General features: G+C 36.6%; 14 protein-coding genes. 4 read left to right on the top strand and 10 right to left on the bottom strand.

Annotation, left to right across the window (positions count from 1 at the left end; genetic code table 11):
- Positions 1 to 121: 121 nt before the first annotated feature.
- Positions 122 to 1015 (top strand): hypothetical protein, encoded by an 894-nt coding sequence (locus tag H6W52_RS20200; RefSeq protein ID WP_116100047.1) that lies wholly within the window; start codon positions 122 to 124, stop codon positions 1013 to 1015.
- Between the two features lie 99 nt (positions 1016 to 1114).
- Here H6W52_RS20200 and H6W52_RS20195 read toward each other — a convergent pair whose 3' ends face one another.
- The 10 genes from H6W52_RS20195 to H6W52_RS20150 form a co-directional block, all read right to left on the bottom strand.
- A complete protein-coding gene (locus H6W52_RS20195) occupies positions 1115 to 1489 on the bottom strand; it encodes a hypothetical protein (RefSeq protein WP_123892026.1) in 375 nt (124 codons plus the stop codon).
- 677 nt (positions 1490 to 2166) lie between these two features.
- Positions 2167 to 2907 (bottom strand): DUF6261 family protein, encoded by a 741-nt coding sequence (locus H6W52_RS20190; protein WP_116100049.1) that lies wholly within the window; start codon positions 2905 to 2907, stop codon positions 2167 to 2169.
- Positions 2908 to 2952: 45 nt separating this feature from the next.
- Positions 2953 to 3189 (bottom strand): hypothetical protein, encoded by a 237-nt coding sequence (locus tag H6W52_RS20185; protein ID WP_116100050.1) that lies wholly within the window; start codon positions 3187 to 3189, stop codon positions 2953 to 2955.
- 1388 nt (positions 3190 to 4577) lie between these two features.
- Positions 4578 to 5933: a M28 family peptidase gene (locus H6W52_RS20180; RefSeq protein ID WP_116100051.1), complete on the bottom strand. Its 1356-nt coding sequence runs from the start codon at positions 5931 to 5933 to the stop codon at positions 4578 to 4580.
- A 45-nt stretch (positions 5934 to 5978) separates the two neighbouring features.
- On the bottom strand, positions 5979 to 6914 hold the full coding sequence (locus tag H6W52_RS20175; RefSeq protein WP_116100052.1) for a hypothetical protein: 936 nt from the start codon (positions 6912 to 6914) through the stop codon (positions 5979 to 5981).
- Between the two features lie 13 nt (positions 6915 to 6927).
- Positions 6928 to 8334 carry a M20/M25/M40 family metallo-hydrolase gene (locus H6W52_RS20170; protein WP_116100053.1) on the bottom strand — a complete coding sequence of 469 codons (1407 nt, stop codon included), beginning with the start codon at positions 8332 to 8334 and terminating at the stop codon, positions 6928 to 6930.
- A 280-nt stretch (positions 8335 to 8614) separates the two neighbouring features.
- Positions 8615 to 9859, bottom strand: coding sequence for a DUF1015 domain-containing protein (locus H6W52_RS20165; RefSeq protein ID WP_116100055.1), 1245 nt, complete (start codon positions 9857 to 9859; stop codon positions 8615 to 8617).
- Between the two features lie 3 nt (positions 9860 to 9862).
- Positions 9863 to 10825 carry a D-2-hydroxyacid dehydrogenase gene (locus H6W52_RS20160; protein WP_116100056.1) on the bottom strand — a complete coding sequence of 321 codons (963 nt, stop codon included), beginning with the start codon at positions 10823 to 10825 and terminating at the stop codon, positions 9863 to 9865.
- 114 nt (positions 10826 to 10939) lie between these two features.
- Positions 10940 to 12004 (bottom strand): 3-phosphoserine/phosphohydroxythreonine transaminase, encoded by a 1065-nt coding sequence (gene serC, locus H6W52_RS20155; RefSeq protein WP_116100057.1) that lies wholly within the window; start codon positions 12002 to 12004, stop codon positions 10940 to 10942.
- A 124-nt stretch (positions 12005 to 12128) separates the two neighbouring features.
- Complete coding sequence (locus tag H6W52_RS20150) at positions 12129 to 12479, bottom strand: 4Fe-4S binding protein (RefSeq protein ID WP_034682968.1); 351 nt, start codon at positions 12477 to 12479, stop codon at positions 12129 to 12131.
- A gap of 59 nt (positions 12480 to 12538) precedes the next feature.
- Between H6W52_RS20150 and H6W52_RS20145 the strand changes: the two genes are divergently transcribed.
- The 3 genes from H6W52_RS20145 to H6W52_RS20135 all read left to right on the top strand — a co-directional run bounded on the left by H6W52_RS20145 (position 12539) and on the right by H6W52_RS20135 (position 14599).
- The gene (locus H6W52_RS20145; RefSeq protein WP_116100058.1) at positions 12539 to 13573 is read left to right on the top strand and encodes an acyl-CoA reductase; all 1035 of its coding nucleotides are present in this window, start codon (positions 12539 to 12541) and stop codon (positions 13571 to 13573) included.
- A 35-nt stretch (positions 13574 to 13608) separates the two neighbouring features.
- A complete protein-coding gene (locus H6W52_RS20140) occupies positions 13609 to 14055 on the top strand; it encodes a hypothetical protein (RefSeq protein ID WP_076390404.1) in 447 nt (148 codons plus the stop codon).
- A gap of 67 nt (positions 14056 to 14122) precedes the next feature.
- Positions 14123 to 14599, top strand: a complete 477-nt coding sequence (locus tag H6W52_RS20135; protein WP_116100059.1) for a peptidylprolyl isomerase — start codon at positions 14123 to 14125, stop codon at positions 14597 to 14599.
- The last annotated feature ends 215 nt before the right edge of the window (positions 14600 to 14814 follow it).

The following is a 14814-nucleotide window of genomic DNA, read 5'->3' as shown; positions in this document are numbered from 1 at the left end:
ACTGGATAAATGCATAGATGGCAAGGAAAACTAAATATAATTCAATATTTTAGCGTCGAGTTCACGTTAAATAAAAGGGAAATCTTACCTTAGCAGTACACTAAATTTAAAACTTTTAACTATGGCTTACGATTTTAAAATCCGTTCCGCAGTTACTTCCACAGGAAAAACCGCGTATTATGCAAAAGTAACCGGTCTTACAGATCCGGAATTTTTCGTGGCTTACAAGACGAAATATGAACAGAGATTCGGACTTTACAATGTTTCGGTTTCTAATAATCTGGTGTACAATGCCGCCGATTATGTGAATGAATTCGGTTTTTGGGCATACTTTATCGAGGCTACCGCGAAAGTGGAAAGTCAGGGCTCTTTTCTCTGCCTGAATACCTATGACAGAGCCTACTTTACGTTCGGTTTTATGCAGTTTGCAGCACACGTTCCGAATGGAGATTTTGTAAGATTTTTCAGAAAACTTCTTACCTTACCAAATGCTTTGGAATACTTCCCGAGACTTCGCCTGATTAATGACCGCATTTTCTATAAAAATGATGCAGGAGCCACTTCTCAGCTTGAAAACGACAGCAGTTCTCAAAAGCTGATGGAATATCTGAATCCTACCACCAATGAAGTGGAACAGCAGGAACTTATCTGCTCGGCAAGATTTATCCATTGGGCTTCCAACGACCCGAAACACAGAAGAGTACAGGTGGAACATTCCATCAGTCTGTATAAAGAAAACATGAAAAAGTACAGCAAAAGACTGAACCTGAATGGTTATCCTGCAAAAGTGTGTTTTATGATCTGCGATATCCTGCATCAGGGAAGAGGAACGTATGACAGAATCAGTTATGCGCTGGATACCGACAGTCACGAAAAAGCATTCCAGAATCTGTGTACGATAGGAAATACGCATTATCCGACAAGAATCAACGGACTGAAAGTACATCTGAAAAAGCTGGAACAGGCAGGATTGTTCAACAAAAAATATAAAGCCGACACGAATGAGTTTGTGTAGAAATCAGCTTAAAGAAATATAAAAAAAATAGACGGTACATTCATTTGTACCGTCTGTTTTTTAGTGAATAAGAATCTTATGGATTGTTGGGAATTGTCACTATTTCAGGATCGATCCACAGTTAACACCCACGGTTTCCATTTTCTTTCTGATTCCCATTTTTTCTGCTTTTTTCGCAAGTTCTTCCTTTTCTTTTTTGTCTTTCATCGTATTCAGCTTGTCCAGCATTTTAAGCTCGTCAGTGGTTAATTTTGCTCCAAGATCTTTAGTAAGACAGTCTGCAAATTTTTCAGCCTTTTCTTTAGGGGTTCCTTCTTTTACCATGCTTTCAGAAATGTCTTTATACATGGCTTTTAAGATGGATTCTTTGGAACTATTCGTAGTCTGTACTTTTGTTTTGGCTTTAGACTGTGCCATTACGATCTGGCTGCTGCATAAAAGGATCATGCAGAATGCAAAAATGAGTTTCTTCATGTTTATTATTTTAGGGGCTAAAAGTAGGATAATTTTTTGAGAGTTGAGATACCTTATAAATTTATTTTAAACTGCTTCAATGGATGAAAAAGGATTAACAATTATTCATTGTTTTAAAATATTGCATTTAGTATTCGCGGTGTCACTCTGAGCCTGCCGAAGAGTCTCTTTTTCTGAAGGATTTGGATTATTATCTCCCGCAGATTCTGCAAATTTAACAGATGATTAAGTTAAAAATCTGCATAATCTGCTCAATCAGCGAGAAACCAAAAAATAAAATAACTTTTAGAACATTTGGAGGATGATTTATTTACGGTATGTCATGCTGAAAGCATCTAAACAAAGTTTTCAATGTATCGTTGAGATCCTTTCAGGATGACAAAATGATGGGAATACATTTTAGAAAGTACAAACAATTTTAAATTGAAAAAAATCTGCGCAATCTGCAAAATCTGCGGGAGACTATTCAAAAGATTCTTCTTTCCATCATGCTTCGCAAAATTTCAATCAGAATGACAAGATTGTGTTAATGATTTTACCAAAGAAAATAACGAAACAATTTTTCATTGTTTTAAATATGGCAGTTAGTATTCGCGGTGTCACTCTGAGCCTGTTAAAGAGTTTTGTTTTAAAATGTTCCTCACTAAAAAACCGCCCTTTAAAGAGCGGTTTTAGCATTAATCTGTTTTAGGATCATTATTCTTTTTTCCCTGTCTTCTTGCCAGAACAATATTGGCAAAATAATTCCTTCCGTTATTGATAATCGCCAGAACATTCTGATAAAAAATATCCTGCTTCACATCGGCTAACGTTGCGATGTAATTGCACATCTGTTTGTAATCTGTGTTCAGCGTCTGTCTCAGCATCTTGACATCATAGGTCTGTTTCTGGGAAGTCTTAAAAGAACGGTGCGAAAAAAGATCATTAAAATCCGTATTGGATTCTGCCAGATGATTGATGAATTTTACCAGTCCCAAAGCTGAAACCGCTGCGCTGTATTCTGAAGAAAGCAGCTTTTCCAGCATTGTATTCAGGCGGATGGTTTCTTCTTCGTAAGAATCGTCCTGCACATTTTTATACTGATCCAGAAGAATTTTTACGAAAGCATAGGCATTCTTTTCGGTTTCTGTTTTGGCGTTTCTGTACGGTTTTATGGCATCTCTCAGCGCCTGCATGTCGGCATCACGAATATCGTCCAGTTCAGCGATCTTTTTAGATTCTTCACTGGCACGTATCTGATCGAGTGCGCTGTTATACGTGGGAATCTGTGCCTGTATGGCATCGTACATTCTTTTAAAATCCGGGTCTGTTTCTGCATTCAGGGCAGAAGCTGCAAAATCTTCATAGAAACGGATGATAAGCTGCCCGAATTCGGCATGATGCAGTTTTGTGGCATCCATCGAAATTAGTTTTTTCATGTGCGTTATATTTTATTATTATATCTGCCACAGAGGATCAGGGTCTTACTGAGTCTGCGGATATTTTTTTTCTCTATCTTCAGAAATTTCCGACGGCAAACTGTAAGAGGTTCTTATCGTCGGAAATTCCGACGGAGAGAACCCGAAGAGGATGAGACTTTCGGAAGTTTCCGATAATGCAATCCTGAATTTTATGTTTTTTCTGTAAACTTTCCGGCAGCTTTTTTTATTCTCCTGTGCTGTTTTATTTTTTTTGCTATGCTCTCTTTCAAAGAGTTTCATCAAAAATATAAAAATTCTTATAATGCCTGTACAAAACAGAGAACAGTTATTATTCTGTACATATATAGATTGATTTTTTTTATGTTTGTCATGCTGATAGCATTTAAATAAAATTTTCAATTGATCGTTGAGATCCTTTCAGGATGATAATGTAACGTTAAAGGTTTTACTAAAAACAATTCTTCATTGTTAAGATATTACAGTTAGTATTCGCAGTGTCACTCTGAGCTTGTCGAAGAGCTCGTTTCTGAATGTTTTATTTATTGATCTCTGTTATTTTAAATCATTGTTTAGATCCTTTCAGGATGACAAAAAAACTGTGAATACATTGAGAAAGTATAAACAATTTTAAATTGAAAAAAATCTGCGCAATCTGCACAATCAGCGAGAAACCAAAAAATAAAATAACTTTTAGAACAATTGGCGATGATTTATTTACAGTATGTCATGCTGAAAGCATCTAAACAAAGTTTTCAATGTATCGTTGAGATCCTTTCAGGATGACAATGTAGCGTTAAAGGTTTTACTAAAAACAATCTTTCATTGTTTAAATAACACAGTTAGCATTCGCGGTGTCACTCTGAGCTTGTCGAAGAGCTCGTTTCTGAATGTTTTATTTATTGATCTCTGTTATTTTAAATCATTGTTTAGATCCTTTCAGGATGACAAAAATGCTGTAAATATATTTTAGAAAGTACAAACAATTTTAAATTGAAAAAAAATCTGCGTAATCTGCACAATCTGTGAGAAACCAAAAAATAAAATAACTTTTAGAACAATTGGAGGTTGATTTATTTAGAGTATGTCATGCTGAAAGCATCTGAATAAAGTTTCAATGTATCGTTGAGATCCTTTCAGGATGACAATGTAGCGTTAAAGATTTTACTAAAAACAATTTTTCATTGTTTAAATAACACAGTTAGTATTCGCGGTGTCATTCTGAGCTTGTCGAAGAGCTCGTTTCTGAATGTTTTATTTATTGATCTCTGTTATTTTAAATCATTGTTTAGATGCTTTCAGGATGACAAGCTGTATGAGTGATTATTATCTCCCGCAGATTTTGCAAATTTAGCAGATGATTTAGTAGAAAAAATCCGCATCATCTGCTAAATCTGCGAGAAACCAAAAAATAAAATAACTTTTAGAACAATTGGCGATGATTTATTTACAGTATCTCATGCTGAAAGCATCTAAACAAAGTTTTAAATGTATCGTTGAGATCCTTTCAGGATGACAATGTAGCGTTAAAGGTTTTACTAAAAACAATCTTTCATTGTTTAAATAACACAGTTAGTATTCGCGGTGTCACTCTGAGCCTGTCGAAGAGTCTCTTCATCAGAATTTTAAACAAAAAAACCGCCCTTAAAAGAGCGGTTGTGTATGATATTTTACCAGTTCTTATCAATCATATAAATAATCTGCGTCAGAGTACTTGCTCCGAGCAGAAGTTCCCTTCGGTTTACCTTTTCAAAAGTATCTTCTTCCGTATGATGAATGTCGAAATACCTTTGAGAATCGGGAACCAGTTCCGCTGTCGGAATTCCTAAATCGTGAAGCGGGTAAAGATCAGTCCCGGAATACGTATTTTTAAAATCATAAACTCCGTAAGGTAAAAACAGGTCTGCCCAACTCTGGATCTGCTTTCTTTTTTCGTTATCCATTTCAAGGGAAATTCCTCTCGGGGTAAATCCTCCCGCGTCCGTTTCTATGGCAAAAAGATGCTTTTCGTTGTTTTCTTTCACGGTTTTACCGTACATAACGCCGCCTTTCACGCCGTTTTCTTCATTGGCAAAACAAACGACACGGATGGTGTGATTATTCTGGATGCCTAGATTTTTAAAAGTCCTCAGAACTTCAATGCTCTGCACGATTCCGGAACCGTCGTCATGTGCGCCTTCACCCACGTCCCACGAATCCAGATGTCCGCCGACAACGATTACGCTTTTATCTTTCTTTCCGGTAATTTCTCCGATCACGGAGTGGGAGAGCTTTTCGCCCTTCATGCCACAGTTGGAGTTGAGCTTAGCGGTAATTTTCTGTGATTTTAAAAGTTCTGCCAGTTCATCCGCCGTCGTGCTTCCGACCGCAACAGCAGGAATTTTTTTATCATCCTGATAACGCATGGAACCTGTATGCGGAACGTCATCAAAAGCAGAGGAAAGAGAGCGGATAATGGCAAATTTTCCACCTTTTTTAGCCGTTAATGATGCAGCGGTAGATCTGTATTTTGCAGCATCACCATATCCTCTGAATGTTTCTATATAGGTCTGACTGAAAGGATAATTGAAGAACACAATCTTATCTTTCACCTGCTCCGGCGAAAGTTTATCGTATTCTTCCATGGATCTCACCATGATAATTTCTCCTGAAACATCTTTTCCTCCTGTTCCTTCAGAATTTCCCAGAGAAAGCATTTTTAAGCTTTTCCATTTTCCGTTGGAGGTTTTGATCTGTAAAGATTCTTTTCCGCGAACCCACACCGGAACCATTACTTCCTGAAGCCAGACTTTGTCGGCTCCAGCATCACGAAGCTTCTGTTCCGCCCATGTTACGGCCTTTTCGTAGGATGCTGAACCGCTGAGACGATGACCGATATTTTTGGTTAATTCTCTCAGCTCATTGTATGCTTTGCCTTTATTTAGTATTTCCGTAGAAATTTTTGCAAACTGTATGGAGTCTTCTTTTGCCTGACCAAAAACCGCCAAGCCCAGAAGCGTTAAAGTTGTTCCTAATATCTTTTTCATTTTAAATATCCAATGATTAATTAAATGTAGGTTATTGAATTCGGCTTAAAATTCAATATAATTCAGCTTTGTATCTTTTATATAAAAGAGAATATTCTTTGCCAATTTATATGAAGATTCACGGTCAATCGGAATGCTTTTTAAAAGACCGTTTTCATTTCTTTCCCAGATCTCAATTTTTTCATCAAAAAGCAGTATGAATTTTTCATCATTAAAAAAAATAAGCTCCGAAAAGTCCTCAATTTTAATGCTTTTAGAATGGTTAAAGCTCCCGTTGGATAATTTCCGGATGCAGAGATTCTTATCATCCGCTAAATAGTTTTCAAAAGCAAGCTCCTGCAGATTTTCACTGATAACGTAATGATGTCCCAACTGATTTATTTTTTCAGAATATAAAATATCAATATGATCATGCGAATGTATATTTAAAACAACATGCAGAAATTTTGGGTCGTCACGGTCTTTACAATAGAGCGTTACTGTGAGAATATTGCTGTCGGATGAAGAAAAAAATTCAGACCTACCCTCATAGTAAAAATACATAAATTCATATTCATCAAAATTTTCATCAAAAAATTTCGTTAAATCATATTCCTTAAAATCTTTCAGGTCTGTGAGGGTTAAATCTTCCCGAAAAATATAATTTTTTAAAATGTGTACACTTTCGAACTGCTTTGGCTTTCTTAAAGCAATTTTTCCGTCAGAATTTATTTTTAAATGCCAAGAACCAGCACTCAGATAAAAATTATCTTCATCAACCGGATGAAACTCTATTCTGCTGTACGGTGTAAAACAGATTTTTTCATCCAGTAAAATTTCCCTTATAATACGATTCTTCAGATCTAATACCTCAAAAAACAATTCAGAATTTTGTTTTATCTTGAGCTGTATAATCTGCTGTTTTTCCGGAATGTAATCTGTTTTTATGATTTTAAAACCATTGAGGTTACTTCTTGATATCAAGTCGTCGAAAATATTCATTCCCCAAAAGTATTTACCAGTTTTTATCAATCATAAAAATCATTTGCGTCATCGCCACCGCCCCGAGAAGAAGCTCTCTTTTGTTCACCTTATCAAATGTATCCTGTTCGGAATGATGATAATCGAAATATCTTTGCGTGTCTACCACAAGCTCAGCCAAAGGAATATCCATTTTCTTTAAAGGAGAAATATCCTGAATGGCTTCTGTCTGGTCAAAATCGTAAACGCCATAAGGAAGGAAATAATTTTTCCATTCGAAAATCTGTTTCCTTCTCTGCGGAGACATATCTAAAGAAAATCCTCTCGGAGAATAGCCTCCTGCATCGGTTCCCAGTGCAAAAATGTGCTTTTCATCTTTCTTCTTCACATACGCAGCGTACATTTCGCGCCCCTGTCCGCCGTTTTCGCTGTTCGCGTAGAAAACAACGCGTATCGTGTGGTTATTTTCAAGACCTAAAGCTTTGAATGTTCTTAAAACTTCAATACACTGCGCGACTCCGGTTCCGTCATCAATTGCTCCTTCTCCGAAATCCCATGAGTCGAGCTGCGCACCCAGAACAATTACCTTCGAATCTTTTTTACCCTGAATTTCAGCAATGATATTCGGATTCGTGGTGTCGCCTTTGGATTGGGCAGTCATATTCAGTTTGGCGGTAACTTTCTGGCTTTTTAATAATTTTTCCAGTTCATCAGCAGATTTTACTCCAATGGATAAAGCGGGAATTCTTATTTTATCATCCGGTTCGTAATACACCATTTTTGCGTGTGGCGTATCGTCTGAAGCCGTGGTTAATGATCTTATAATTAATGCTTTCGCTCCGGTTTTAGCAATAACGGAAGCGGAAATAAGTTTGGATTTTGCAGTGATTAAATAAGAATCGCTTGTATTGATGATCTTTGGATCCATCGGAAGATTCACAAAAACGATTTTATCTTTCAGTTGTCCGACCGACATGGCGTTAAGTTCTGAGGTAGAATTGATGAGTACAATTTCACCGGTAAGATCTTTTCCGCCCGTTCCTTCAGAATTTCCGAAAGAAAGCATTCTGATGTTTTTCCAGTCTCCATTGGCGGTTTTTATCTGTAGAGATTCTTTTCCTCTGATCCAGACCGGAGCTTTGGCTTCCATTTTCCAGATCATATCGATCCCTATTTCTTTAAGCTTTTTTTCTGCCCAGTCTACAGCCCTCATGTAACCCGGCGTTGCGCTGAAACGCGGCCCGATTCCTTTGGTAAGCTGTCCCAGATTTTCGTATGCCGTTCCGTTGGTCATGATTTCGTCGGAAATCTTTTTAAATTCATCGTGGTAATTGAATTTTTCGCCGACAGCAGTTTTCTTAACCGGCTTTTTCAGAGGTTTTTTTTGAGAAAATAAAAATCCACCCAAAAAGAGTGGAATGATAATGAATATTTTTTTCATTTTTTATTTACCTTTTCTTTTCCGCAGATAAAAGTAGGGAAAAAATAGTAATATAATCTAAATTCGGATTAAGAAACCCGCAGTTAATTATTTTTAACGCAATGAACCCGAGGATTTTTATGTATAACTTTAATTGTCCGTTCGCAAGGGCGTGTAACTCAGCAAAGGCGTCATTTGCTGAACGAAGTGCCTTTGCGAACGGAATATATTTCAAAATTTTAAATACCTCTTTGCAATCTTAGCGTTAATCGAAAGAATTATATTGAATAAAGTTAACTGATTAAGGTTTCATATCGTACATTAATAACGCAGTAACCAATTTAGGCTCAATGAATGTACATTTCGGAGGCATGCTGAGTTTCAGGTCTGAAATTTTAATCATATCATTAAAACTTACAGGGTAGATTCCGAATCCCGCTTTTCCTTCTCCGTTGTCTACTTTTTCTTTAATATGATTGATCCCCTCAATATTGGAAGTTCCTTTTACGTAAGAAATTTTCTCCGAGCTGTCCGGATCTTCAATTTTTAAAATATCTTTAAAGATGTATTTGTCTAAAAGATGATGATCCAGATTATCCAGAGACATTTCCTGAGAACGGAGATCGTGCTTTACGTGAAGGGAGTAAAATTTACCGTCCATATACATCGAAATGTGGAATTTCTGCGAAGGAAAATATGCCGTTTCTCCTTTTTCGTGGATCAGGAAATATTTTTCCAGTTCCTTTAAAAATTCTTCGTTCGAAAGACCGTTAAGATCGGTTAAGATTCTGTTGTAATCGTGGATTTTTATTGACTGGTTGGAAACGATAAAGCTGTACACGAAATTGTAATGTTCCGTTCCGTTATGTCTTTTGTTTTTTTCTTTCTGATGTTTGGCGTTCAGTGCAGTGGAACCAATTCTGTGGTGTCCGTCTGCAATGTAAAAAGAATCGATCTGATCGATCACTTCCTTAAACTGCTGCAGTTTTAAACGGTTATCGATTCTCCAGATTTTATGACGGATTCCTTTGGTATCGACATGATTGAAAATCGGAACGTTTTTCTCCTCATGGTTCATCAGCAGTTCGATCTTCGAATTTGCAGGATAGGTAAGAAGTACAGGTTCTGCCTGAAGATTTACTTTTTCAAGATAATGAGCCAGTTTTTCTTTTTTCTGGGGAATGGTACTTTCGTGTCTCTTGATTTTTCCGTTCCAGAAATCTTCGATACTCGCCAAACCGAGAAGCCCTCTGAAAACCTGTTTGTTGGGATAAATCTGTTCATAAAGATAGTAGGCAGAATTGTCCTGAACGAGTTTTTTCTCTTCCATCAATTCTTCAAAAGTCGACCGGATCTTCCTTAAATTCCTGTCGATATCTTTGGATTTACTTACGACATAAGGCTTTATCATGTTGATGTAAGTGTCTTCCACCTGAGCTTTTTCCGCGATCTCTTCCTGCGTAAAATTGTCCAGAGGATGAGTAGGGAAGGTGCTCTCATAGTCTTTATGAGGTCTTATTCCACGAAAAGGTTTAAAAATAGGCATATTTTAGTTTATAGTTTCTTTAATCTTAATAATCTGTTCTGCAAGCTCGAGTCCGATTTTTTCCTGTGCATCCACGGTATTTCCTCCTACGTGCGGAGAAAGGGAAAGCGAAGGATTCATCAGCAGAAGCACTTCCGGAGTGGGTTCTTTTTCAAAAACATCCAGTGCTGCTCCGGCAACTTTTCCGGATTCGATGAAGTCTATCAGGGAAACTTCATTCATCACACCTCCTCTTGCAGTATTTACAATGTAGACTCCGTCTTTCATTTTTTCAAATTGTGGCGTGTCTATGATATATTCGTTTGTTTTCGGCGTATTGAGACTGATGAAGTCTGTATCTTTTAAGAATTCATCCATATCGTTGGTGGAAGTAATTTCGAAATTAACAGTTTGTCCGTCGAAAAATTCCAGCGAAAGAAATTTGGTTTTAGGTTTTCTGGTAAGCACTTTCACTTTCATTCCCAGAGATATTCCCATTTTTACAACTTCCTGCCCGATACTTCCAAAGCCGATAACACCCAATGTTTTTCCTGAAAGTTCGTATGCTTTCGAGAAGGATTTTTTCATGGCGTTGAAGTGGGTTTCTCCTTCCAAAGGCATTAACCTGTTGGATTCATGAAGAAATCTTGCCAGTGAAAAGAAATGTGCAAACACCAATTCTGCAACCGATTTTGAGGATGCAGTCGGCGTATTGATGATGTAGATTCCTTTATCAATAGCGTATTCAACGTCGATATTATCCATCCCGATTCCGCCTCTTCCGATAATTTTAAGACTAGGACAGGCATCAATGAGATCCTGTCTTACTTTGGTAGCGCTTCTTACCAAAAGAACATCCACGTTATTTTCGTTGATGAAATTAATGACGTGATCCTGTGCAACTCTGTTGTCCAGAACTTCAATTCCGGCATCTTTAAGTGCCTGTTCTCCTGCTTTCGAAATTCCGTCGTTGGCTAAAACTTTCATGGTTTTATTTTGACTTAAATATTTAATGGTTCAAAATTTAAACAGTCTCGCAAATTAAGAAAATTTAAAATAACATTAAATATTTGTTAAGTATTTGAAATTTAATAATTTATATTATTTTATGGATCTCATAACATCTACTAAAACCTGTACGCTTTCAATCGGTAAGGCATTGTACAAACTGGCTCTGTAACCTCCCAGACTTCTGTGTCCGTTCAGTCCACTGATTCCCGCAGCTTTCCATGCCGCATCAAATTCTTCTTTTTTGCTTTCGTCTGTAATTTTGAAAGATACATTCATTAAAGAACGGTCTTCTTTTACGCAGAATGTTTCAAATAAAGGATTGCTGTCGATCTCATCGTATAACAGTTTTGCTTTTGCTTCGTTTCTGGCTTCCGCAGCGGCAATTCCACCATTGTTTTCCAGATGCTGTAACGTTAATAAAGAAGCATAAACAGGGAAAACCGGTGGTGTGTTGTACATGGATTCTTTAGAAATATGCTGAGCATAATCCAGAATAGAGAACATATTCTCTCTTCCTGTTTTTCCTAAAATTTCTTTTTTAATTACCACCAAAGTTACTCCTGCAGGTCCCATATTTTTCTGAGCTCCGGCATAGATTAAATCAAATTTTGAAAAATCTAATTGTCTTGAGAAAATATCAGAACTCATGTCGCAAACCATCAAAGTATCTACTTCAGGGAAAGATTTCATCTGAGTTCCGTAGATCGTATTATTGGAAGTGCAGTGGAAATAATCATATTCTGAACCTACGGTGTAATCTTTCGGAATAAAAGAATAATTTTCTTCTTTTGAAGAACCTACAACGTCTACGGTTCCTACTTTTTTAGCTTCTTTAATAGCTCCTGCAGCCCATGTTCCGGTATCCAGATAAGCTGCTTTTCCGCCTACTTTCATCAGGTTGTAAGGAACCATGGCAAACTGCAGACTTGCACCGCCTCCTAAATATAAAACTTCGTAATCATCTCCTAAATTCATCAGTCTTTTTACGATAGCGCGTGCTTCATCCATTACCGCTACGAAATCTTTGCTTCTGTGCGAAATTTCAAGCAGGGAAAGTCCGATTCCGTTGAAATCTAAAACCGCCTGTGCCGATTTTTCGAAAACTTCCTGTGGTAAAATACATGGCCCTGCGCTAAAGTTGTGCTTTTTGCTCATATTATTATTTTTTGGGATTTCCTGTAAAAATTTCTTCTTACAGATTCATTTATAGTTTCTTATTGAATTATTCTGAGTTTTTGTATATAAAAAACCGCCTCATGATTGATGAGACGGCAGTTTTTTATTCTCCGTGTAAGAATGCTTTCTTATTAAGCAGTGCTTCTTCAGATTCTACATGATCTTCATCCGGAACACAGCAGTCTACCGGACAAACGGCTGCACACTGTGGCTCCTCATGGAATCCTTTACATTCCGTACATTTATCTGTTACAATGAAATAAACATCATCACTTACAGGTTCCTGCGGCGCATCTGCATCCACTGTAAGACCTGATGGTAATGTTACGGTACCTTTTAGTTCTGTACCTTCTGAAGCTTTCCAGTCTACTGCTCCTTCATAAATTGCATTGTTTGGACATTCCGGTTCACAGGCTCCGCAGTTAATGCATTCATCAGTTATTTTAATAGCCATCGCTAATTTTTTTTAAATTTGCACAAAATTACAAAATATTCCCCAATTTTAAAGCAATTATGAATACCGAAAATCAAGTTTTAGGACTTACGAGACTAAGCCGATATATAAAAGACTTTTTAGATAAAAATCAGGAGGATTATAATGATAACGATTCAGACTTTGAATTGTTACTGAAACGATCTGAAATTGAAAATCCGTGGTTTACCATTGAAAACCAGAAGTTTGCTTTGAAACAGTGGACGGATCTTCTTACGGAAGAAAATATTGCCGACTGGCTGAAAGAATATCAGATTTCAAAAACTACGAAAAGAGTAGGGCTTATTCTTGCAGGAAATATTCCTTTGGTGGGATTTCATGATGTAATTTCTGTGGTGCTGAGCAATCATATTCCGGTGATCAAGCTTTCTTCAAAAGATAAATACATGATTCCGTTTTTATTAAAGAAATGGAATGAATTTTCGGAAGGAAATGTATCGTTTGAATTTGTAGAAAGACTGGAGAATTTTGATGCGGTAATTGCAACAGGAAGCAACAATACGGCAAGATATCTTGAGTATTATTTTAAAAACCACCTGAATATCATCAGAAAAAACAGAACTTCCATTGCTGTTTTAAAAGGGTATGAAACGGAAGAGGAGCTTAAACTTCTGGCGGAAGATATTTTCCGTTATTTCGGTTTGGGATGCAGAAATGTAACCCGGCTTTTTATTCCTCAGGATTTTGTTATCGACAGATTATTTGAAAGTTTTCTGGATTTTCAGGAGATCATCAATCATAATAAATATGCTAATAATTATGATTACAACAGGGCGGTTTATCTTTTAAATCAGGATAAATTCTGGGATAATAATTTTGTGATGCTGAAGGAGGATGAGAAATTGTTCAGTCCGCTTTCCGTGATCAATTTCAGCAGATATTCTTCTCTGGATGAAGTGAAAAGTTTTATTTCGGAAAACGAAGAAAACATTCAGTGTGTGGTGGCGAAAGATGAGCTTGGTTTGGATTCCATTAAATTGGGAGAAGCCCAAAATCCGGGGTTGAATACGTATGCGGATAATGTAGATACGATGAAATTTTTATCCGTAATATAATTCTTTGTATCTTGCTGTCAGCAAATCATTTTATTATGAAAAAAATACTTCTGATTGTTGCGGCTTTGGCTTTTCAGGCGGGTTTTTCGCAGGAAAGCAAAATTAAAGTTGTTGAAAGCAAGAAAATAGAACTTACTTCGGAATTGAGTAAAGATAAAATCGACTTTTATCATCCGTATTTTCTGAAATTTGTGGATGCATTAAAAAGATCGGATAAAGAAGCCGTCAATACTCTGATTTCAGATAAAGTAAAAAGTATTGTTTCAGACAATGTCATTCAGAAATTATCAGGCGGAATCAGCTTTGAACGTACATTTGAAGTGTATAAATCCGGCTACCAGAAACTGCTGGATAACGAAACTTATCCAACGATTCAGTATAAATATAAAGACGATACGCTTTCTCCTCCAAGAGATCTGGTTACCGTAGTTTTTGAAAATGACGGTAAAATCTTAGGAGTAATGCCGGATTACAGTAGGTAATTTATAAGTGATAAGCAATACAGAATCGTGTATTCCGTTTATTGTTTATTGAAACAGTTTAAACATAATGAAAAAAATACTTTTAGTTCTTTCCGTTTTGTCGGCGCCGTTTTTTCTTTCGCAAAAGACAAAAAATGTGAAACCGGAAACAAGAAAGAACACGAACACAAATGTAGCCACCGATGTAAAACCTTCTTTAAGTCTTACGAAGGAGGAGATTGAACTCTACAACGGAAAATTTCTGAAATTTATTGCAGCCCTGAAGGTTTCTGACCGAAAAGCCATGGATGAACTTTTATCTGAAAAAGCTAAAAAGATGGTAACAGATGTTGTTTACCAAAAGCTTGCCGCAGATATTAAGACGAACAAAACTTTTCAGATTATAAAAGCCAGTTATAAACCCTTAATTGACGGAAGTAGCCTGCCAATGATTCAGTATAAATATTCTGATGATAAAGCTGCTGAACCGAAAGAGGTGATTACGGCAGTTTTTGAAACAGACGGAAAGATTATGGGAATTAAACCTTATAAGATTGTGAAGTAATTCAGAAATTTTTTGATAAAACACGATGAAAATTAAAATATTAGGGATTCTCCTGATCAGTCAGTTTTGTTATTCTCAAAATATAATTCAGACTGATATTCAAGGGAAAAAACTGAATGATTTTATTCAGTTGGAGAATAAATTAACGTGAACTCGACGCTAAAATATTGAATTATATTTAGTTTTCCTTGCCATCTATGCATTTATCCAGTTCG

The sequence above is a fragment of the Chryseobacterium sp. C2(2020) genome, assembly GCF_014218915.1.
GTDB classification, from domain to species: Bacteria; Bacteroidota; Bacteroidia; order Flavobacteriales; family Weeksellaceae; genus Chryseobacterium; species Chryseobacterium mucoviscidosis.
The sequence above is the reverse complement of the archived record's forward strand: the minus strand, read 5'-3'. Positions and strand labels throughout refer to the sequence as shown.